The sequence below is a fragment of the Desulfovulcanus sp. genome, assembly GCF_982781345.1.
On sequence record NZ_CEYAEZ010000002.1, the window covers coordinates 54,600 to 75,997 of the forward strand.

Genomic DNA, 21,398 nt, shown 5'->3' on the forward strand with positions numbered 1-21,398 from the left:
GCTCAAAAATAGCAAGTGCAAACTCCTTGACAAGAAAATTATTCGCAATATAGACAGCTTGTTTCCGAGGTGATTATGCAAAAAAAATGGCTCTCTTTGACCGACATCCCGGCAGAAGGCCGGGAATTTTCTTTTCAAGATGACCAGGCGTGGGTGTACTTGTGGGAGAAAAACAAGTTGCCCTGCGCTATGGCTGAAAGTTTAATCGTTTGGCTTAGTATTATCCCCCAAAAAAAAGGATTCTACATCCAGGGAAAAATCAGCGGTTCTGTTTTTTTGCCATGTCACCGCTGTTTGGAGCAGGCGAGGGTTGGTGTTGATTACTCTTTTGGCCTTTTTGAGGAGTTTGAGCCGGTTGAACCTGACCATGTTCAAAAACCTCTACTCCGCTTTATTGATGGGGCCTGGGAGCTTGATATAGAACATTTATTTTGGGAACAATTTGTCCTTGCCTTGCCCGATAAATATCTTTGCTCAGAGAGCTGCAAGGGGCTTTGTCCACATTGTGGTCAAAATTTGAATGAAAAAAATTGCAGTTGTGAGCGAAATGCTGGCGACCCACGGCTGGCTGTGTTAAAACAATTTAAAGTTAAGGGTAATTAAGATTGTAAAGGTTGAGAGCATATCGTTTAACTACACCACAACTCAACTACTCTCGACCATTTAACCATTAAGAAGAGGTGAAATCATGGCTGTACCAAAGAAGAAAACATCCAAATCCAAAAAAGGTATGCGCAGGTCTCATGACCATATCTCTGCTCCCAATTTTATTTACTGCGAGTGTGGCGAAGCCACATTGCCCCACCGCATTTGTCCTGGTTGTGGCAATTATAAAGGGAGACAATATTTAAGGCGCGAGGATGCCTAAGCAAAACCCTTGCATTGCTATCGATGCCATGGGAGGGGACCACGGTCCCCAAGTCGTTATTCCAGGCGCTTTAAAGGCCGCCAGGGCAGAAGGGCTTTCTCTGATTCTAGTCGGCGATGAAAAGATTCTTTCCCAGGAGTTAAAACAACATAAAACTAGTGGGTTAGATATTGAAATTGTCCATGCTCCGGAAGTCGCAGGCATGTCAGAAAAGCCATCTGAGATTTTGCGCAAAAAGAAAAATACCTCTATTGAGGTGGCATTCAGGTTAGTGCGCGAAGGTAAAGCCCATGGGGTGGTCAGTGCTGGTAATTCCGGCGCTACTTTGGCCTGCGGCATGTTTATTCTGGGCCGAATCAAAGGTATTGAGCGCCCAGCCCTGGCCTCGATTATTCCTTCTGAAAAGGGCCCGACCATTTTGATCGATGTCGGTGCCAATGTGGATTGCAAGCCTTACCATTTGGTTCAATTCGGACTCATGGCGGATGTCCTGGCTCGGGATGTGTTGCACGTAGAGAAACCGCGGGTCGGGATCTTAACCATTGGTGAGGAAGAGGGCAAAGGCAATAAGCTGGTCAGGGAAGCAGTTGAATTGTTCAGGATGTCTTCCCTAAATTTCATAGGCAATGTAGAAGGTCGGGATATATTTACAGGCAAAGCAGACATTGTTGTCTGCGATGGTTTTGTGGGCAATATTGCCCTAAAACTTATGGAAGGTCTGGCCATATCTTTGACCAAGTTGTTAAAGGCCGAGGTAAAAAAAAGTTTTTTGGCTCGTCTTGGTTTTCTCCTGGGGATTAGGGCACTAAAGCGCTTTGGGCGCCGAATTGACTACGCTGAATATGGGGGTGCTCCGCTTCTTGGCCTAAGAGGCATTGCCATTGTCTGTCATGGCTCTTCCAACAGTAAGGCCATAACAAATGCAGTGCACATGGCCGCTACCTTTATTAAAAACCAGGCCAATGAACATCTGGTAGAAGGTTTATCCGCCAACAAAGAATTGAGCATTTTTGGTAAAAGGGCCTTGCCGCGTTCGTAATGTTGAATGATTGTTATTTGTTCTGAAGGAAAAGTTCATTCAAGATAGGAAAATTTGATTGAATTTGTGCATCTTGTGAAAAATTTATCTTTAGCTTACGTCTTGTGTCCCGTGCTTTAGCCTTTAAAAAAATAGGATCATTTACATGGGTAGAGAAACGCAAATTTGTGGTCTCGGCTTTTATGTGCCGGACAAGATTTTGACCAACGACGACTTAGAAAAATTAGTGGATACTTCGGATGAGTGGATAACAACCAGAACAGGTATTAAAAAACGGCACATTGTTGAGGATGAGGCCTGTTCTGACCTGGCTTTGGTTGCCGCTCAAAATGCCCTTCAGGATGCCCACCTTGAGCCCCAAGACTTAACTCATATTATTACGGCTACCTTTACGCCTGACAGTTACATCCCTAGTGCTGCATGTGTACTACAAAAAAAATTGGGCATCAAAGATATTCCGTGTTGTGATATAAATGCTGCTTGCACTGGCTTTATTTATGCCCTTGACCTGGCAAGAGGTTTTTGTGCCCTCTATGAGGATGCAAAAGTCCTCGTTGTAGCATCAGAAGTGGTTACATCGAGAATCAATTTTAGCGATCGCTCTACCTGCGTACTTTTCGGAGATGGCGCAGGGGCTGTGATCCTTTCTAATTCTGGAGCAGACGGAGCTGTACTCGAAGATGTATTATTAAAAGCAGATGGTTCCTTAGGAGAACTATTAACTGTTAAGGGCGGGGGGTCTGCATATCCCTTGACCTTTGGTCAAAAGGCCGATGAGGATTTTTTTGTCCAGATGCAAGGCCAGACCGTGTTCAAGTATGCTGTACGCTTCATGTCTAATATTGCCCTTGAAATCTTGAAAAAGAACAATTTGTCTGTGGATGATATTAACCTGTTTATCCCTCATCAGGCCAATAACCGCATTATAGAAGCGGTGAGCAAAAAATTAGAGTTTCCGCCTGAAAAAATTTTTGTCAATGTACAGGATTATGGCAATACTTCGGCAGCTTCTGTCCCTATTGCATTGGCCGAAGCGAAACAAAAAGGACGCATTGCTCCTGGCGATCGTGTGTTATTAGTGGCCTTTGGTGGAGGCTTTACTTGGGGGGCTGCCCTTGTAAAGTTTTAGAGTATTGAGTTTTGTGTTCTGAGGTGAAGTTCAAATTCTTAAGAGGCTTTTTATGGGAGAATTAGTTAAAACAGCATTAATTACTGGTGGATCAAGAGGAATAGGTAAGGCCGCTGCATTACGTCTTGCCAAGATGGGGTATCAAATTTTTCTGACTTATGTGAGTAAACCCGAACTGGCCGAGCAGACCTGTGCCGAGATTGCAGACCAAGGTGGTCAGGCCAAGGCTTTTTGTCTGGATATTGGTGATTGGGCTCAAGTGGTAAGTTTTTTTGAGAAAGAAATTAGAAAAAAAGTTTTTTTGGAAATCTTGGTCAATAATGCCGGCATGACCAAAGATGGGTTGCTTATACGCATGAATAAGGAACAATGGGAAAAGGTGATTCAGGTCAACCTTACCGGGTCTTTTGTTTGCCTGCAACAGGCGGCCAAGATCATGATTAAACAGCGTTATGGCCGGATTATCAATATAACATCTGTCACTGGCCAGGCAGGCAATCCGGGACAGGCCAATTATACTGCAGCAAAGGCCGGAATGATTGGTTTGACCAAGACTGCGGCCCTGGAACTGGCCTCAAGGAACATTACAGTCAACGCTGTTGCTCCCGGATTTATCACTACGGATATGACTGCTGGTCTTCCTGAAAATCTGCAAAATGAATATTTGAACAAGATACCACTTAAACGCTTTGGAACGGCTGAAGATATAGCCGAAGCCATTGCTTTCCTGGCCTCAAAGGAGGCTTCCTATATTACCGGGCAAATTATTAACGTAAATGGCGGGATGTATCTGTAATAGAAGAGTAGGCTTTAAAAAGTTTGAAGTTGGAAGGCTTGAGTGTTAAGTTAAAAAGTCAGTTTTTTAATTTTAAAAGTTTATGTTTACCAAACTCTACACTCAAGTCCCGACATATTTTCATGTTTTTTATTTGTTAAAATTTAATAGTGCTACATTTTAAACAAAAATAATCATGGAGGGAACTATGTCAGTTGAGGAAAAAGTTAAAGAAATTGTTGTGGAACAATTGGGTGTATCTGCTGATGAAGTAAAGCCAGAGTCAAAATTTGTGGAAGATCTTGGCGCAGACTCCCTAGATCTCACTGAACTGATCATGGCCATGGAGGAGGAGTTCGATATCGAAATCGACGATGAAAAGGCCCAACAAATCAGGACAGTGCAGGATGCAATCGATTTCATTAAGGCCAATCAGTAATCTGGATGCCAGATTTCCTTCCTGCCAATGGCACATTGAGTGGTGGAATAAATCGGTCTGGATAAATAAGATCACAGGGGGTAGCCACATTAGGGGCTGCCCCAAAAAACTATCGACAACTTGTTATATTGGTTAAGGTGGAGAACCCTTTTAACTAAAGTTCTGTGATCGTTTATATCTATACTCTAAACATTAAACATTAAAAAACATTAAACTTTTTCGAGGTAGTCATGCTCAACAGGGTTGTCGTCACAGGTCTGGCAGCCATAACGCCTATTGGCCCCGATTTGCAAAAAAGCTGGGATAATCTTTTGGCTGGAGTAAGTGGAGTCGATAAAATTACCAGATTTGACTGTCAGGATTATGCGACCAAAATTGCGGCCGAGGTCAAGGATTTTAAGGTTGAAGACTTTCTGTCTCCTAAACAGGCCAGAAGGCTGGACAGATTCTGCCAGTTTGCAGTTGCTGCAGCGAAAATGCTCGTTGAAGATGCTGGTTGGTCCACTCAAGAGGAGAAAGCACATGAGTTAGGGGTCATTTTGGGTTGCGGTTTGGGAGGCTTAGAAACCATTGAAGAATTTCATACAAAATTGATGAAGTCCGGGCCCAGGCGCGTTTCTCCATTTTACATCCCACAGTTGATTTCAAACATGGCTTCCGGGCAGGTTTCCATTGCAACCGGAGCCAAAGGTCCCAATCTGGCAACTACTTCAGCCTGTGCCTCCGGCCTTCATGCTATAGGGTATGCTTACTCTGACATTAAATTGGGGCGAGTCAAGGCCATGATTACAGGTGGCGTTGAGTCAACAATAACACCTATGGCTGTATCAGGCTTTAACGCCATGAGAGCTTTATCGACACGCAATGATGAGCCCCAAAAGGCCAGCCGTCCTTTTGACAAGGATCGGGATGGATTTGTCATTGGTGAAGGATGCGGTTTTTTGCTTCTGGAATCCCTGGAGCATGCACTGGAGCGTGGGGCTAAGATTTATGCTGAAGTTGTTGGTTTTGGAGCTTCTTCTGATGCCTATCATATGACTGCTCCTGAGGAAAGTGGTGCAGGTATGGCTCAGGCGATGCAGAGTGCTCTTAAAGAGGCTGAAGTGAATCCTGAGGATATCGACCATATCAATGCCCACGGCACTTCCACTAAATTAAATGATATTTGTGAAACCAGGGCCATTAAGAAAGTTTTTGGTCAACATGCTTATAATATTCCTATTACAGCTAATAAATCCATGATCGGTCATACGCTCGGAGCAGCAGGTGGGATTGAAAGTGTTTTTAGTGTGCTCAGCATTTTTGAGAGTAAAATTCCCGGAACTATTAACCTGGAACATCCTGATCCCGAATGTGATCTTAATTATTGTCCCGGGAAGTCAATAGAGAAAGAGATTCAGTTTGCCTTGTGCAATTCATTTGGCTTTGGCGGGACGAATGGTTCGATTTTATTTAGAAAGTTTCAGGGATAGAGGGTCGCAAGTTAGGAAGATAAGAGGGAAGTCGGAAAAATAAAATTATCTATGTAAATGTAATCACCTATTTTTCAGCTTAATACCTTATTGTACATTGAACATGGAGAAATAAGATAATGATGGATGAACTGAAGAGAAAAGATCCTGAAGTATTTAAGGCTATTGCCCTGGAAGAAGAACGACAAATAAGCAAGCTGGAGCTTATTGCTTCGGAAAATTTTACATCCCTTGCTGTGCGCCAGGCAATGGGCAGTGTTATGACACACAAATATGCTGAGGGCTATCCTGGTAAAAGATATTACGGTGGATGCGAATTCGTTGACATGGCTGAAGATTTGGCAAGAGAGCGGGCAAAAAAACTTTTTCAGGCCGAGTATGTTAATGTTCAGCCACACTCCGGATCCCAAGCAAATATGGGAGTTTATTTCGGCGCCGTAGAAATCGGTGATACCATTCTGGGCATGAACCTTTCACATGGGGGTCATTTGACTCACGGCAGCCCGGTCAATTTTTCGGGAAAACTTTATAATGTTGTTTTTTATGGGGTACAAAAAGAGACCGGGACCATTGACTATGACCAGGTGGAGAAACTGGCCCTTGAGCACAAGCCAAAACTCATCGTGGCAGGAGCCAGTGCCTATCCCAGGACCATAGATTTTGCCAGATTCCGCGAGATTGCAGATAAGGTTGGGGCTAAGTTGATGGTGGACATGGCACATATTGCAGGTCTTATTGCCGCTGATCTACATCCATCCCCGATCCCTTTTGCCCATTTTACCACAACCACCACGCATAAAACTTTGCGTGGCCCGCGCGGTGGCATGATATTGAGCTCTGAAGAATTTGGTAAGATGTTAAATTCCCAAATTTTTCCCGGAATCCAGGGCGGGCCATTAATGCATATTATTGCTGCCAAGGCCGTGGCCCTTGGTGAGGCACTAAAGCCAGAGTTCAAAGAGTATCAAAAAATGGTTATTGAAAACGCCAAAACTTTGGCTAAAGACTTGGTGGATGCCGGTTTTAATCTGGTGTCCGGAGGTACCGACAACCATCTTATCCTGGTTGATCTAACTAACAAGGACATAACTGGCAAAGAAGCGGAAATTGCCCTGGACAAAGCAGGCATCACAGTAAACAAAAACACAATTCCTTTTGAGACAAGATCTCCCTTTGTCACCTCTGGGATCAGGCTTGGCACTCCAGCTCTGACAACCAGGGGGATGAAGCCTGAGCATATGCATAAGATTGTGGACTGGATAGTCAAAGCCTTAGAAAGCAGAGAGAACGACACCAGACTGGATGAAGTAAGGCAAGAAGTAGAAAAATTTGCGCGTGAATTTCCTTTGTTTGCCTGGTAACATTTCGATAATATTATGGCTGACACTAGACTTAGTTGGGATGAATATTACATGCGCATCGCCCACTTGGTGGCGGAAAGATCCACATGTCTTAGGCGCAAGGTAGGGGCTATAGCTGTCAAGGAAAAGCGCATTCTGGCCACAGGATATAATGGTGCCCCGGCAGGTCTTGCCCATTGCCTGGACATTGGCTGTTTGCGCGAACGACTAAAAATTCCTTCCGGCCAGAGACATGAACTGTGCCGGGGGCTACATGCCGAACAAAATATAATCATCCAGGCCGCAGTCCACGGCGTAAGTATTGCGGGCGCCACCATCTATTGCACCACCCAGCCATGTCTTATCTGTACTAAAATGCTCATCAATTGTGGCACCACCGCCATCTATTTTGCGGAAGGCTATCCGGATGAACTGGCCCAACAAATGCTCAAAGAGGCCGGGATCAAATTTAAACTCTTGCCTTTTGATTCGTAATTCGGACTTGTAAGATCAGGTATGAACAAAGACCAGATTATGCTCCAGGCCGCCTACCTAGCCAAACAGGGTAAGGGAAAAACAGCGCCTAATCCCTGTGTTGGTGCGGTCATAGTCAAGGATGGACAAATAGTGGCCAGGGGCTGGCATAAGGCCTATGGTCAAGCTCATGCCGAGGTGGAGGCCATTACTGAGGCCAGAAACAAAGGTGTTGACCTGAAAAGTACTTCCCTTTTCGTTACCTTAGAGCCATGTAATCATTATGGTAAAACCCCACCCTGTACCAGAGCTATTTTAGAAGCTGGCATTAAAAAGGTCTTTGTAGGTGCAAGGGATCCCAACCCGCATGTCCAGGGAGGAGGAATCGAGTTTTTGCGAGCCAATGGAGTCCGGGTTGAAGCAGGTATTCTAGAGGAGGAGTGCGGGGATCTTATTGCCGACTTCATTGCCTGGACCCAGGAGAAAAGACCCTATTCTTACCTTAAAATCGCCTCAACTTTGGATGGGAAAATTGCAACTTATAACGGCCACTCCAAGTGGATTACAAGTCCAAAGGCCAGGGAAGAAGTACATCGCTTACGTTCACAGGCAGGTGCTGTTATTGTTGGTGGCAACACCTTTTATGCGGATAACCCCAAACTTACTTGCCGGCTTGAAGGGGAAGAGGTAAATCAGCCTCTGGCAGTTATCGTCACCTCTAGATTGCCTGAGGCGGATGACTCTTTTTATCTTCTCTCTGAGAGGGCAACGCAAACTATTTTTTGGACCACTCAAGAAAAGGCCAGTTCTTCTCAGGCCGAGAGATTAAAGAGTTTAGGCTGCCAGGTCTGGGGGCTGCCTTTGGAAGATGAGAAGCTGGGAAGTTGGGAAGCAGGAAAGTTAGAACGAGGTGAAGACACAGAAAAACAGAGCGTAGAATCTCAAAGGCGGGGATTAGATCTGCGGAGTGGTTTTGAGCGTTTGTTTCAGGAATATAAAATTTATTATACCTTATGCGAGGGTGGGGGCAGATTGGCTTTAAGTCTTTTAGAGCAGGATTTGGTGGATGAGCTGTGCTTGTTTCTGGCGCCCAAAATTTTAGGTGACCATGCAGCCACCTCAAGCTTTAGCGGTCGTAAAGTAGAGTCAATGGATGAGGCCATAAATTTTCGGCTTACAAATTTAAGCAGGATCGGGCCGGATATATTCTTACGCCTTATGAAAAATCGTGATAGCTAATTTGTGATAGAGTTTACTCAACTTTCTGAGTTAATTTACGAGGATATTTTCTTCAATGCTAACAAAGAGTTGGACATGTCTAAGGCTTGCTTGCGGGCTGTGCATAAAGGGGTTTTTTTAGTTAAATGTTACTCATGGTATTTGCTCTATTTATGGTGCACCTCGAAATTTTTGTGAAGTTGTCTCCCTATGCTCAGCATTTTCACAAGCTTCACCAAGATGTGTTACCCAACCCGTTTGCAATGCATTTCAGAAAATGTCCTCTTTAATTTGTGTAAAAAATTCATATATTGTACAAATCAGAAAGTTGAGGAGTTTAATTGTATAAAAACTATTAGCCACGAGCTAAATCTATGTTTACAGGACTGGTTCAGGGAATAGGTGAAATCCAAGGTATTGAACCCAGAGGGAAAGAGAGTAGAATCCGCATAAGCCCTCTTTTTGCCTTGGAAGACTATGTCTTGGGAGAAAGTATTGCCGTAAACGGCGTCTGTTTAACTGTAGAAGACTTTGGGGGCAATTGGTTTTTGGTTTATGCATCAAAAGAGACTTTATCCAGGACAAACCTGAACCTTCTTGGGATTGGAAGCAAAGTTAATCTGGAACGGGCCCTGGCTCTTGGTGATAGGTTGGGTGGTCACCTCGTTTCCGGACATATTGATTGTCTGGCCAAGGTAGAGACCATCAAGAGGGCCGGGGAGTCTAGAGTCTATCGCTTAAGCTTTCCAAAAGAACAGGCACCTTTTGTCATTCCTAAGGGCTCTGTGGCCCTGGACGGGATCAGCCTGACCGTCAATAATTGTGGCCAGGATTATCTGGAAGTAAATATTATACCGGCTACCCAAAAAGAAACCACCATCTCATCGTGGAAGCCAGGCACTCTGGTGAATATGGAGACTGACCTTATAGGCAAGTATGTGTATCGAATTCTTCAGCCTTGGCAGGAGGGCGAGTCCCGCTCCCAGCCTTCTCAAGGATTAACCTTAGATTTTTTAAGGAAGCACGGGTTTTAGACAAGGTTTACAGGACCAGGGGCCATGGGCGTTAGTGATTAAATTGAAGTCAATTATAAAAAAGCCACGAGCTGTCAGCTATGAGCAAAACTGATAAACAGAGGGATTACTATGCCTAAATGTACTATTGAAGAAGCCATCGAAGAAATCCGTCAGGGGCGGATGGTTATTTTAGTTGATGACGAAGATCGTGAGAACGAAGGAGATTTGACCATTGCCGCGGAGAAAATCACCCCCGAAGCCATTAATTTCATGGCCAAATATGGTAGGGGACTCATCTGTCTGGCTCTGGCTCCCGAATGGGTGGACAAATTGGGTTTGCCCATGATGGCCCAAAAGAACACTTCTAAATTTGGTACGGCTTTTACCGTGTCCATAGAGGCCAAGCAGGGTGTGACAACAGGTATTTCTGCTTATGATCGAGCTACAACTATACTTACAGCTGTGCAGGACGATGTAACCCCTGATGATATCGCCACTCCAGGCCATGTGTTCCCTTTACGGGCCAGGAAGGGAGGCGTGTTGGTCAGAGCCGGCCAGACCGAAGGTAGCGTTGATCTTGCCCGTTTGGCAGGACTTAAACCTGCTGCTGTCATCTGTGAAATCATGCGCGACGACGGGAATATGGCCAGAATGCCTGATCTTGAAAAGTTTGCTGCCGAGCATAATTTAAAGATTTGCACTATTGAGGATCTTATTAGATATAGATCTAAATTTGACTCTCTTGTACATAGAGTCGCTGAAGCCGAACTTCCTACTAGTTATGGTCATTTTAAAGCCATTGCCTATGAGAGTGAGATAGATGATTACACGCACTTGGCCTTGGTCAAGGGAGAGTGGGAGAAAGATGACCCAGTTCTGGTGAGAGTGCACAGCCAGTGTCTGACTGGAGATGTGTTTGGCTCATTGCGTTGTGATTGTGGCAATCAGCTGACAACTGCCATGCAAATGGTAGAGCAGGAAGGCCAAGGTGTCATTCTGTATATGCGACAGGAAGGTCGGGGGATTGGCTTAGGTAATAAAATTCGCGCCTATGCTCTGCAGGATCAGGGCAAAGACACTGTTGAAGCCAATCTAGAACTTGGGTTCGCCCCGGATTTAAGGGATTATGGTATCGGGGCACAAATTCTAGTGGATCTTGGAATAAGTAAAATGCGTCTTATGACCAATAATCCAAAGAAAATTATTGGCCTTGAAGGTTATGGTCTTGAAGTGGTGGAAAGGGTGCCCATTGAAGTGCAGCCTTGTGAAGAAAATCTCTGTTATTTAAAGACCAAGAAGGAAAAAATGGGCCATCTTTTGAAAATGAAGAGTTAATGAGTCATTGGTTCATGAGTGAAAAGTGCGATAGCATCACTCGTCATTTAATGAAGGAGTATCAAGATGTTAGACATCAATATCATTGAAGGCAAACTAGATGCCAAGGATTTAAAATTTGCCCTTGTTGCTAGCCGGTTCAACGATTTTATCGTGGACAAACTGGTTGGTGGGGCGGTTGATTATCTTGTCCGTCACGGAGCCCTGCGAGAAAATTTAACCATTGTCAAAATTCCCGGGGCCTTTGAAATGCCAGTGGTGGCCAAAAAATTGGCCCAGAAAAATGAATATGATGGTATTATCTGCCTGGGGGCGGTTATTCGCGGAGCTACCCCTCACTTTGATTATGTGGCCGCCGAGGTCAGTAAAGGTATTGCTCAGACATCACTGGAAACCGGAACTCCCATTGGATTTGGCGTTCTGACTACAGACACCCTGGAGCAGGCTATTGAACGTGCCGGCAGTAAAGCAGGCAACAAGGGTGTAGAGGCAGCAGCAGCAGTTTTGGAAACGATTCGGGTCCTCGAACAAATTTAAATAAGCATATAGCGGAACGTCTCGCGGAAAGCGGGGGTGGAAGTTTACGAATCAATGAGTCTTCAAAAAAACAAAAATTCTTCAGAATTAAAAAGCGGAACGTCCCGCGGAAAACGGGATCGAGTTAAGAGTAATAAAGGATCAAATTCCAGGCGTGCGCAGCGGATTTATGCCTTTCAGGTTCTTTACTCTATGAATTTCTCTGATCTTAGCATGGAACATCTAGAGCGCACTTATGACAATTTTCCAGATTCCAGCAAGACTCCTCTACCTAAAGAGAGTTCCTTTGCTTGGGAATTGATTCAAGGAGTTGGCCAAAATTACAAAGAGTTAGACCAGATCATTGCCTCATATTCCAGGAACTGGAAGATCGAGCGTATTGCCAAAATTGAACTGACTATACTTAGGCTGGCTCTTTATGAGATGATCAAGCGAGAAGATATCCCCTTAAAGGTAGCTATTAATGAGGCCGTGGAGCTTTCTAAATTATTCGGGGATGAAAATTCTAGAAACTTTGTCAATGGTATCCTCGATGCTGTGGCTAGAGATGTAGAAAATGGTAAATTTGGGATTTGTAAGGGATTTTAATTCTTGTCCTACGGATTTACCACGCATTTTTTTGCCTGAGCTTACTCAAGATCAGCCATCACATCCGACTATTAAGTCTTGGCCACACCGAGATAATCGAGTCTGGGAGCTTCACTATTATGTTTCTCCTAATAAACCGGCTAAGGCATGGACGGCTGACTTAGCCAAATGCCTGATTAATTTGCACTTGCACCAGTGGTGCTTAAATATTTTTGATCTAGTTAATATTTTTCACCTTCCCCTTGATCAGGCCATGTCTAAGTGGGGAGCTCTTTTTTGGCCGGAGTATAATCTTGATGCAATTGTTTATCTCCCGGTCAAAGAAGAAAAAGAAATGATTAAAAAAGAAGTTCAGAAATGGGAAAAGAGTTTTACTCATTTAGTCTTGCGGCCAAAATATGATCTAACATTAAGGTCAGTTGATGAGCAGCAAAATGAGCAAAATAAAAAAGCTTTAAGTTTTAAGTTTAAAGCTTTAAATTTTTTTAAAAGAGCTAACTAGACAGTTATTAAAACTTGCAACTTCACAGAATGTGCTAAAATTACAAGAAATTATCCGCATCTCGTTGCTTGTTTGGTACTTAATATTTTTAAACAACTTAAAAAATAAGATTGTAAATTCTAAACTGGAGCCAGACAACTTGTTGTTCATTTTGAAAAAGGGTTGCGCTGAACAACAACTTAAAACTTTAGATGGAGAAGGAAATGGCTGTGAAAAATTATAATCCCCAGGAAATAGAACAAAAGTGGCAAGAAATATGGGAGAAAGAGAAATATTTTCATGTCACACACAAGGATGACCGGCCTAAGTACTATGTACTGGAGATGTTTCCCTATCCCTCCGGTCGTATTCACATGGGACATGTACGCAACTATTCCATAGGCGACGTCGTGGCCAGGGTTAAGCGTATGCAGGGTTATAATGTTCTCCATCCTATGGGCTGGGATGCCTTTGGTCTGCCAGCAGAAAACGCTGCCATTAAACGTAATGTGCATCCGGCCAAATGGACCTATGAAAATATTGACTATATGCGTGAAGAACTAAAGCGACTCGGATATTCTTATGACTGGTCCAGAGAGCTGGCCACCTGCCACCCCAAATATTACAAGTGGGAACAATTATTTTTCCTTAAGTTTTTGGAAAAGGGTTTAGTTTATCGTAAGAAATCTCCAGTTAATTGGTGTCCTAAATGTCAGACAGTCCTAGCTAACGAGCAGGTGGAAGAGGGTTTATGCTGGCGCTGTGACTCACTGGTGGAACAAAAAGAGCTTGAGCAGTGGTTTTTACGGATAACAGATTATGCTGAAGAACTCCTGGATTTTCTACCCAAACTGTCTTCTGGCTGGCCTGAACGGGTTCTTACAATGCAGCGTAATTGGATCGGTAAAAGCGAGGGCATGGAGATCGATTTTAGCGTTGATGGTATGGATGAGACCATAACAGTATTCACTACCCGCCAGGATACCTTGTATGGAGCTACTTTTATGAGTTTGGCACCAGAGCATCCTCTGGTGGAAAAGTTAATTCAAGGTACAGACCAGGAACAGGATGTGCGCGCATTTATCCAAAAAGTGGCCCAAATGGACCGCACAGTGCGTTCGTCAGAGGATTTGGAAAAGGAAGGTGTTTTTACTGGTCGCTATTGCATAAACCCTGTAACAGGCATTAAAATGCCCATTTATGTGGCCAATTTCGTCCTGGTTGAATATGGAACTGGCGCAGTTATGGCTGTTCCGGCCCATGATCAGCGTGATTTTGAGTTTGCCCGGAAATATAACCTGCCAATCAAGGTGGTCATTCAGCCGGAAGACACTGTTCTTGAACCGGACACAATGGACGCAGCCTATACAGAAGAAGGCTATCTGGTGAATTCTGATCAATTTAATAACCTGCCGAATGAAGAGGCCAAAATAAAGATTGCTGAGTACCTGGAAGAAAAGGGTTTGGGTAAAAGGACAGTCAATTATCGCCTGCGGGATTGGAATATTTCCAGACAAAGGTACTGGGGTGCGCCTATTCCGGTGGTTTATTGCGAGAAGTGTGGCATTGTGCCGGTCAAAGAAGAGGACTTGCCAGTTGTTTTGCCTTTAGATGTCAAGACAAGGCCAGATGGTCGGTCTCCATTGCCCGAATATGATGAGTTTTTACATACCAACTGCCCCAGATGTAATGGGCCGGCCAGGCGAGAGACAGACACTATGGATACTTTTGTTGAGTCCTCCTGGTATTTTGCCCGATATACTGATTCCCGCAAAGATGACGCTCCCTTTGATCCAGAGGCTCTCAAATATTGGCTTCCTGTGGATCAATACATTGGTGGAATTGAGCATGCTATTTTGCACCTTCTTTATTCCCGTTTCTTTGTCAAAGCCCTGAGAGATTTTGGGTATATGGATATTGATGAGCCATTTGCCAATCTACTTACCCAGGGTATGGTCTTAAAAGACGGGGCCAAAATGTCCAAGTCCAAGGGCAATGTAGTTGACCCTGATGAGATGATTAATCGCTATGGCGCAGACACAGTGCGCCTTTTCTGCTTATTTGCAGCCCCACCGGAAAAAGACATGGAATGGAGTGACTCAGGCATAGAAGGGGCACACAGATTTTTAAACCGGCTCTGGCGTTTGGTTCAAGAGCTTTTACCCATTTTATCTCCTGTTGGTGTAGCCATTGAAATAGATGGTGACTCCTTGAGTTCGCCAGAAAAGGAACTTCGCCGCAAGGAACACGAAACCATCTACAAGGTATCCCGGGATGTTAAAGATAAATTCCAGTTTAATACAGCCATTGCCGCTATCATGGAACTTACTAATACCTTGTATGCTTTAAAAGAAGAACTAAAGCAGTCAGAAAATGGACAAAAGCTTCTTTCCTCTGCCATTAGTACGGCTCTAGTTCTGTTGTCTCCCATTGCTCCTCATATATGTGAAGAGCTCTGGGAACAGGTGGGATACAAAAATCGCCTGGCTGAAGTCTCATGGCCTGAATATGATGAAAAGGCCCTTATAAAAGATGAAATTCTTATTATCATCCAGGTCAATGGAAAGCTCAGGGCCAAAATTTCAGTTCCCAGAGAGGCAAGCGAGGACGAGATCAAAAGCAAAGCCTTGGCAGACGTCAATGTGCAAAGACATATCCAGGGCAAAAATATTGTTAAAGTTATTGTCGTGCCTAAAAAGCTGGTAAATATTGTAGCTAAATAAAAGGTGAAAAGGTAAAGAGGTTAATAGGTGAATAGATTAAAAGAAAATTTTATTATCTTAACCTGTTAGCCTTTTTACCTTTAATGCCTGAATTTTAAACAATGAAACAACGACCAATTATCTTTTTGTTGATTTTTTTACTGTGTGGATGTGGCTATCATTTTTCTTCCTTTTCTCCCGTAACCCTGCCGCGGGGTTATACTTCTCTATATATATCACGAGTAGTTAATCCTTCACAGGAGTCGTGGCTAGAGCCCAAGATAAGGTCTTATCTGCGCGAGGAACTTACCAGGCGCGGTCAGGTTAGGTGGGTGAGCAAGGATAAGGCGGAAGTTCTGATAAGAGTAAACATCAAGGAGATTTCTACGGCTAGCAGTATTAAAGGTGAAAATGATCAATCAATAAAATATGTAGCCCGAGTGGCTTTAGAAGTACTCATGTTCTCCGCCATGGATAAAACACTCATCTGGACTTCTGGTTTGATTAATGGGAATAAATCCTTTTATAATGAAAGCGAAAAAAAGGTCGCTACAGAAGAAGCCGTGGAAAGGGCCTTGGACCTGGTGTTGGATCGTCTGGGAAATCGTTTTTAAAAAAGTGAGGACTTTAAACTCTACAATTTAACCCCCTACAATTTGATGAATCGACCAGGTTTTACCTTTTGTATCTGTCCGGATTTAAGTCTTATTCAAGATTACATTCAGAGACAGCTGGATAATTTCCCTCATAAAAAGTGGAATAAAAAAATCTTCTGGGGAGATGAACCCCTGTCAGATAACTTTTGGTCTGCTTTAAGTCAGCCTGATCTTTTTGGTACCGGCCAAGTGATCATTTTGCGGCGTTGTGAACAATTGCCAGCAGACTTCTGGTCGGATTTAAGTCGGTATCTTAAAGGTTTTAAGGCCAGTATATGGCCTTTTTTTTGTCTGGAAAAACCCTGGGAGAGAGGCAAACCTAAAATTCCTAAGGTCATTGAGAAGCAAAAATATTGGGATATAGCCAACAAAAAAGGATGGATATGGCAAAATCCAGGACTAACCAGGGCTAGTTTGCCAGATTACATTACAAAATGGGCCAAAAGACATGGGAAAAAAATTACTCCCCAGGTTTTAAATGTCATGGTAAGTCTGGCCCCTGAGGACAGTACAACTTTAAATAACGAACTTAAAAAGCTGGAAATTTACGTAGGGCAGCGTGAGCACATTGAACTTGTTGACCTTGCTGTACTTAATTCTTATGCGGATATAGATATATTCGCCTTTTTCAAGGGAATACAGACCAAAGGTCAGGATATCAAGCTTTGGTCCAAAGTTCTGCGAGAGCAGCAAAGAGGTGGAGAATTTTTTTTCCCTTTTTTAGGGTTATTAGTTCGGGAAGCCAGAATACTATGGCAGCTAGTCACGGGCGATGAAAAGCACGTCTCCCTTTATCCAAAACTTAAGAATCAGAAGAAAAGCCTGGCTCAAAAACTCGGTCTAAAAAAACTTTCACTTATTTTTGATCTGGCCCTGGAAGCTGAAGTAAATGTTAAAACCGGCCAGTACACAGCGGAACAGGCACTTGAAATCCTAACAGCAAAATTAATAGATTATTTTCATAGTTAAAGCTTCCTCATTGTTTTATTAAGTAGCAAGATCAATCGCAAATCACGAAATACCTCTTGCCCCAACCCCAAATAGTGTCTATTAATATGAAAAATCAGCCCCATTATTTAGGACATAGGAAGAGACTAAAGGAAAAGCTACGCAAAGAACCCTCATTATTAGAGGATCATGAGGTATTAGAACTCCTTTTGGGCTATGCTCTTCCACGTAAGGACACTAAGCCTCTTGCAAAAGAGCTTTTGAATCGATTTGGCTCATTTAAAGAAATTCTTTTTGCAAGAACAAGTGAACTTGAGCAGACTCCGGGTATAGGTCATGGAATCAGTACTTTCTGGCTCTTATGGCGAGAGTTTTGGAGCCGGCTAGAGCAATCGGATTTCAAACCTAAAATTGTCTTGGATTCTCCGGGAAAAGTTGCCGGCCTAGCTAGAACCAGACTTTGTTTTTTAGAAATTGAAGAATTTTGGATCATTCTGGTGAATACCAAAAACGGACTTCTTGCCTTTGAAAAACTTTGTTCCGGTACTGTTGATCAAGCCCTTGTTTTCCCCAGGGAAGTCATTGCCCGGGCATTGGAGCTTAAGGCTAGTGGGCTGATTTTATTACACAATCATCCAGGAGGTGATCCTAGACCTTCTCCACAAGATTTCCAGCTGACCGAAAGACTGCAAAGAATTGCTCAAGATTTGGGACTTCGAGTTCTGGATCATATCATCATTACTCGAGATAATTATTTTAGTTTTCAAGAAGAGAGAAATATGTAAAGAAGGCAAGCTCAGAGAGCGAGATAATGAAAAGAAGGTTTTCATCTGTGCAATAAAAGGAGGATTTAGCCATGAAAAGCATGCATTGTCTTGTCAGTGGCAAGGTTCAGGGGGTTTATTTTCGAGCCTGGACACATGATCAGGCCAAAAACTTGAATCTTACCGGTTGGGTCAGGAACTTGAAAGAGGGACAGGTGGAGATTTTGGCTCAGGGTGATGAGGAAAATTTAAATGAGTTAAAAAAACGATTATTCCAGGGTTCACCATTGAGCCGTGTTGAGAGTGTTCATTGTGAATTCATTGATTATGACAAGACTTATGATAAATTTGAAATAAGAGGTTAAAACTTGTTAAAAAAATTTCATTTTTTGACAACATGTTGAATTTTAAATTTTTTATATTGTAGAGATAGTAAAGTTTTGTTTTTATATTCGCATCATAGAGGGAACTGGCAGCATATTAGCATATTGAGAGCAGAGTGAAAGCCTAGCCACTCTTCTTAAAGAATCACGAATGAGGAATGGAGTAAGTGCCATGAATGAAGAAAAATTTGATTCTCGGTTTTCTGAGCAAGATCAAGGTGAAAATCCTATTAAAGAAAAGAAAAATGAACAACACGAAACTGATGAATTAGATATCCCTACCACTCTTCCGCTTTTAGCAGTGCGAGATATCGTGGTTTTTAACTACATGATTCTACCTTTGTTTGTGGGCCGCGAAAAGAGCATTCAGGCTGTTGATGCGGCCCTAAATAAAAATAGATACATATTAATTTGTACCCAAAAAGACGAGAAGATAGATGATCCAGGCCCGGATGATATCTATCACACAGGTACTGTAGGCATGATTATGCGCATGCTAAAGATGCCTGATGGCCGGCTTAAAGTGCTGGTCCAAGGACTAAGGCGGGCTAGGATCAAAGAATTTCTTCAGCAGGAGCCTTTTGATCTGGTTGAGGTAGAGTTGATAAAAGAAAAAGAGGTAAAAGAATTTGGTCCTGAAGAAGAAGCTCTGCTTAGGGCAGCCAGAGAGCAAAGTGAACGCATTTTAACCATGCGCGGAATTGATGCCACTGAAATTATGGCTGTTTTAAATAGTGTTGATGATCATGGTAGATTAGCTGACCTCATTGCCTCAAACCTGCGTATGAAAACGCCAGAAGCACAGAAAATTTTGGAATGTGAGGATCCCATTGAGCGTCTTAGACTGGTCAACCAACAGCTAGCCAAAGAAGTAGAAGTAGCCACCATGCAGGCCAAGATTCAGAATATGGCCAAGGAAGGCATGGACAAGGCCCAACGCGAGTATTTTTTAAGAGAGCAGCTTAAAGCGATTCGTAAGGAACTTGGTGATACCGGGGAGGGAGCCGAAGAGATAGAAGAACTACGCCAGGCACTGAAGAAGGCAGGGTTGCCAGCCAAAGTGTTAAAGGAAGCAGAAAAGCAGCTTAAAAGGCTGGAAAGCATGCATCCTGAATCTTCTGAGGCCACAGTTATCCGCACTTATCTGGATTGGCTGGTTGAACTACCTTGGAAGAAGACTTCTCGTGATCGCATCGACATAAAAGAGGCAGAAAGAATTCTTAACGAGGACCACTATGATCTGGAAAAGGTCAAAGAGAGGATTCTGGAATATTTAAGTGTACGAAAATTAAACCCCAAGATGAAAGGTCCTATCCTTTGCTTTGTCGGACCTCCGGGAGTAGGTAAAACTTCTCTGGGTAGGTCTATTGCCCGGGCTCTAAATAGAAAGTTTGTGCGCATGTCTTTGGGTGGAATGCGTGATGAAGCTGAAATCAGAGGGCATCGCCGGACGTATATTGGTTCTATGCCAGGACGAATTATTCAGGGGATGAAAGAAGCCGGGACAAAAAATCCTGTTTTTATGCTGGACGAAATAGATAAAGTGGGCACTGACTTCAGAGGAGATCCTTCTTCGGCTTTGCTCGAAGTTCTTGATCCGGAACAAAATTACAGCTTTACTGACCATTATTTAAATGTTCCTTTTGATTTATCTAAAGTGATGTTTATATGTACCGCTAATATACTGGATACGATACCACCTGCTTTGCTCGACCGCATGGAAACTATCCGGATTCCAGGATACACTGAACAGGAAAAGATTAAAATTGCCAGAAAATATCTCTTGCCAAGACAAATTAAAGAAAATGGTCTTAAACCTGAGGACATACAGATTACTGATAGTGTCCTGGCTAAAACAATCAGATATTATACCCGGGAAGCAGGCCTGAGAAATCTGGAAAGAGAAATAGGCAATATTTGTCGCAAGGTAGCCAGGATGGTGGTGGAAGGGAAAAAAGGACCTTTTCGTATCACACTTAAGCGGCTGAATAAACTTTTAGGCCCCCCCCGGTTTCTGGATGAAGATCGAGAGAAGTCACTTCCTCCTGGAGTTGCTCTCGGTTTAGCCTGGACTCCTTATGGAGGCGAAATCCTGCATATCGAGGTTAGCATAATGCCGGGTAAAGGAAAACTTATCCTTACCGGTCAGATGGGAGATGTCATGAAGGAAAGTGCTCAGGCTGCCTTGAGCTATGCTCGCAGTCGGGCCTATAAGTTCGAATTGGATGATGATTTTGCCGAGAAAAAAGACATCCATATCCATGTTCCGGCCGGTGCAACTCCAAAAGATGGTCCCTCGGCAGGGGTAACCATGGTTACGGCTCTTATTTCGGCCTTGACCAATAAATCTGTCAGCAATGATATTGCCATGACCGGTGAGATTACCCTGAGAGGAAGGGTGTTGCCTGTGGGCGGAATTAAGGAAAAGATACTGGCAGCTGTAGGCGCGGGAATAAAGAAGGTAATTATTCCCGCTCAGAACAAAAAAGACTTGGAAGATATACCCAGAGAACTCAGACGGAAGGTTAAGGTCAAAACAGTAGAAAATGTTGATGAAATCTGGCCTCTCGTTCAACTAGACGAGCATAATAAATAAAAAAATAAGCCAGGGCTTGTCCCTGGCTTATTTTTTACCACTTCTCAACATCACGAGCTATTTCTTTATACAAATCAGAAAGTAATATCAGGCCGATCACTTTTCCTCCTTCCTCGACTACGGCCCGTCCGCGTCGATAATCAAGAAAAATTTCCATTATCCTGGCCAGGGGGTCGCTGGGTTTAACCACGGGGACGTCTTTTTGGATTAGTTCCTCGATTCCAACATGGGAGCAGGTGCGACAGGCTCGATGAAAGGCCAAATCCCAATCAGCTTCCTGTTCTCCCAATTTTGCTTCTTTTAGCAGACATGGACCCATGGCCTGGATTATATTCCACATGGAAATTATGCCTAAAAATTTTTTCTTTTTGGAATAGACCAGGACACAGTTGTTGTCTGGACTTTCTTCCTGACTCTCCTTTAATTTTCTGATAACTTTGCTCAAACTGGCATCTTCCTCAACATAAGGAAAATCATCTCGCATGATGTCCCAAGCACGTTTGCGTAACAACATAAGGCCTCCCTTTATGTTTTTTGTTGGCAAGTTACGTCTTTTCTGAGCTTGTAGCCAAACCTTTTTATAAACTTAATTTCCATGGGTTATTTCAGTCTTGGTTTCTTTCATGCTGGTACAAAGA

The 21,398-nt window shown here is 43.3% G+C and carries 22 protein-coding genes; 21 read left to right on the plus strand and 1 reads right to left on the minus strand.

Features of this window, described 5'->3' with window-relative positions; genetic code table 11:
• Nucleotides 1-75 precede the first annotated feature (75 nt).
• The 21 genes from AC3WVG_RS00660 to lon all read left to right on the plus strand — a co-directional run bounded on the left by AC3WVG_RS00660 (nucleotide 76) and on the right by lon (nucleotide 20,760).
• Entirely contained in the window at nucleotides 76-603 is a 528-nt protein-coding gene (locus AC3WVG_RS00660; RefSeq protein ID WP_488796252.1) for a YceD family protein, read from the plus strand.
• An 85-nt stretch (nucleotides 604-688) separates the two neighbouring features.
• On the plus strand, nucleotides 689-868 hold the full coding sequence (rpmF, locus tag AC3WVG_RS00665) for a 50S ribosomal protein L32 (protein WP_252379859.1): 180 nt from the start codon (nucleotides 689-691) through the stop codon (nucleotides 866-868).
• On the plus strand, nucleotides 861-1,907 hold the full coding sequence (plsX, locus tag AC3WVG_RS00670) for a phosphate acyltransferase PlsX (protein ID WP_488796253.1): 1,047 nt from the start codon (nucleotides 861-863) through the stop codon (nucleotides 1,905-1,907). Before rpmF ends, plsX begins: the two co-directional genes overlap by 8 nt.
• A 145-nt stretch (nucleotides 1,908-2,052) precedes the next feature.
• Entirely contained in the window at nucleotides 2,053-3,036 is a 984-nt protein-coding gene (locus AC3WVG_RS00675) for a beta-ketoacyl-ACP synthase III (protein ID WP_488796254.1), read from the plus strand.
• Between the two features lie 52 nt (nucleotides 3,037-3,088).
• Nucleotides 3,089-3,832, plus strand: a complete 744-nt coding sequence (gene fabG, locus AC3WVG_RS00680) for a 3-oxoacyl-[acyl-carrier-protein] reductase (protein ID WP_488796255.1) — start codon at nucleotides 3,089-3,091, stop codon at nucleotides 3,830-3,832.
• A gap of 187 nt (nucleotides 3,833-4,019) precedes the next feature.
• Entirely contained in the window at nucleotides 4,020-4,250 is a 231-nt protein-coding gene (gene acpP, locus AC3WVG_RS00685) for an acyl carrier protein (RefSeq protein WP_252379855.1), read from the plus strand.
• A 230-nt stretch (nucleotides 4,251-4,480) separates the two neighbouring features.
• Nucleotides 4,481-5,722 carry a beta-ketoacyl-ACP synthase II gene (gene fabF, locus AC3WVG_RS00690; protein ID WP_488796256.1) on the plus strand — a complete coding sequence of 414 codons (1,242 nt, stop codon included), beginning with the start codon at nucleotides 4,481-4,483 and terminating at the stop codon, nucleotides 5,720-5,722.
• A gap of 122 nt (nucleotides 5,723-5,844) precedes the next feature.
• Nucleotides 5,845-7,083 carry a serine hydroxymethyltransferase gene (glyA, locus tag AC3WVG_RS00695; RefSeq protein ID WP_252379901.1) on the plus strand — a complete coding sequence of 413 codons (1,239 nt, stop codon included), beginning with the start codon at nucleotides 5,845-5,847 and terminating at the stop codon, nucleotides 7,081-7,083.
• Between the two features lie 15 nt (nucleotides 7,084-7,098).
• Nucleotides 7,099-7,557, plus strand: coding sequence for a deoxycytidylate deaminase (locus tag AC3WVG_RS00700; RefSeq protein ID WP_488796257.1), 459 nt, complete (start codon nucleotides 7,099-7,101; stop codon nucleotides 7,555-7,557).
• Between the two features lie 21 nt (nucleotides 7,558-7,578).
• Nucleotides 7,579-8,775, plus strand: coding sequence for a bifunctional diaminohydroxyphosphoribosylaminopyrimidine deaminase/5-amino-6-(5-phosphoribosylamino)uracil reductase RibD (ribD, locus tag AC3WVG_RS00705; protein WP_488796258.1), 1,197 nt, complete (start codon nucleotides 7,579-7,581; stop codon nucleotides 8,773-8,775).
• A gap of 353 nt (nucleotides 8,776-9,128) precedes the next feature.
• Nucleotides 9,129-9,788, plus strand: coding sequence for a riboflavin synthase (locus AC3WVG_RS00710; RefSeq protein WP_488796259.1), 660 nt, complete (start codon nucleotides 9,129-9,131; stop codon nucleotides 9,786-9,788).
• A 111-nt stretch (nucleotides 9,789-9,899) separates the two neighbouring features.
• A complete protein-coding gene (locus AC3WVG_RS00715; protein ID WP_488796260.1) occupies nucleotides 9,900-11,105 on the plus strand; it encodes a bifunctional 3,4-dihydroxy-2-butanone-4-phosphate synthase/GTP cyclohydrolase II in 1,206 nt (401 codons plus the stop codon).
• Nucleotides 11,106-11,171: 66 nt separating this feature from the next.
• Nucleotides 11,172-11,642, plus strand: coding sequence for a 6,7-dimethyl-8-ribityllumazine synthase (ribH, locus tag AC3WVG_RS00720; protein WP_488796261.1), 471 nt, complete (start codon nucleotides 11,172-11,174; stop codon nucleotides 11,640-11,642).
• Nucleotides 11,643-11,696: 54 nt separating this feature from the next.
• Nucleotides 11,697-12,230: a transcription antitermination factor NusB gene (gene nusB / locus AC3WVG_RS00725; RefSeq protein WP_488796262.1), complete on the plus strand. Its 534-nt coding sequence runs from the start codon at nucleotides 11,697-11,699 to the stop codon at nucleotides 12,228-12,230.
• A complete protein-coding gene (locus tag AC3WVG_RS00730) occupies nucleotides 12,199-12,732 on the plus strand; it encodes a hypothetical protein (RefSeq protein ID WP_488796263.1) in 534 nt (177 codons plus the stop codon). The genes nusB and AC3WVG_RS00730 overlap by 32 nt, the downstream gene beginning before the upstream one ends.
• A gap of 203 nt (nucleotides 12,733-12,935) precedes the next feature.
• A complete protein-coding gene (leuS, locus tag AC3WVG_RS00735; RefSeq protein ID WP_488796264.1) occupies nucleotides 12,936-15,434 on the plus strand; it encodes a leucine--tRNA ligase in 2,499 nt (832 codons plus the stop codon).
• A 101-nt stretch (nucleotides 15,435-15,535) separates the two neighbouring features.
• Nucleotides 15,536-16,027: an LPS assembly lipoprotein LptE gene (gene lptE / locus AC3WVG_RS00740; protein WP_488796265.1), complete on the plus strand. Its 492-nt coding sequence runs from the start codon at nucleotides 15,536-15,538 to the stop codon at nucleotides 16,025-16,027.
• Between the two features lie 45 nt (nucleotides 16,028-16,072).
• Nucleotides 16,073-17,038 (plus strand): DNA polymerase III subunit delta, encoded by a 966-nt coding sequence (gene holA, locus AC3WVG_RS00745; RefSeq protein ID WP_488796266.1) that lies wholly within the window; start codon nucleotides 16,073-16,075, stop codon nucleotides 17,036-17,038.
• Between the two features lie 86 nt (nucleotides 17,039-17,124).
• On the plus strand, nucleotides 17,125-17,802 hold the full coding sequence (gene radC, locus AC3WVG_RS00750) for a RadC family protein (protein ID WP_488796267.1): 678 nt from the start codon (nucleotides 17,125-17,127) through the stop codon (nucleotides 17,800-17,802).
• Nucleotides 17,803-17,873: 71 nt separating this feature from the next.
• Nucleotides 17,874-18,146 carry an acylphosphatase gene (locus AC3WVG_RS00755; RefSeq protein WP_252379842.1) on the plus strand — a complete coding sequence of 91 codons (273 nt, stop codon included), beginning with the start codon at nucleotides 17,874-17,876 and terminating at the stop codon, nucleotides 18,144-18,146.
• Between the two features lie 190 nt (nucleotides 18,147-18,336).
• A complete protein-coding gene (gene lon, locus AC3WVG_RS00760; protein WP_488796268.1) occupies nucleotides 18,337-20,760 on the plus strand; it encodes an endopeptidase La in 2,424 nt (807 codons plus the stop codon).
• 34 nt (nucleotides 20,761-20,794) lie between these two features.
• Here the strand turns inward: lon and AC3WVG_RS00765 are convergent, their stop codons facing one another.
• Complete coding sequence (locus AC3WVG_RS00765; protein WP_252379840.1) at nucleotides 20,795-21,274, minus strand: CBS domain-containing protein; 480 nt, start codon at nucleotides 21,272-21,274, stop codon at nucleotides 20,795-20,797.
• Between the last annotated feature and the right edge of the window lie 124 nt (nucleotides 21,275-21,398).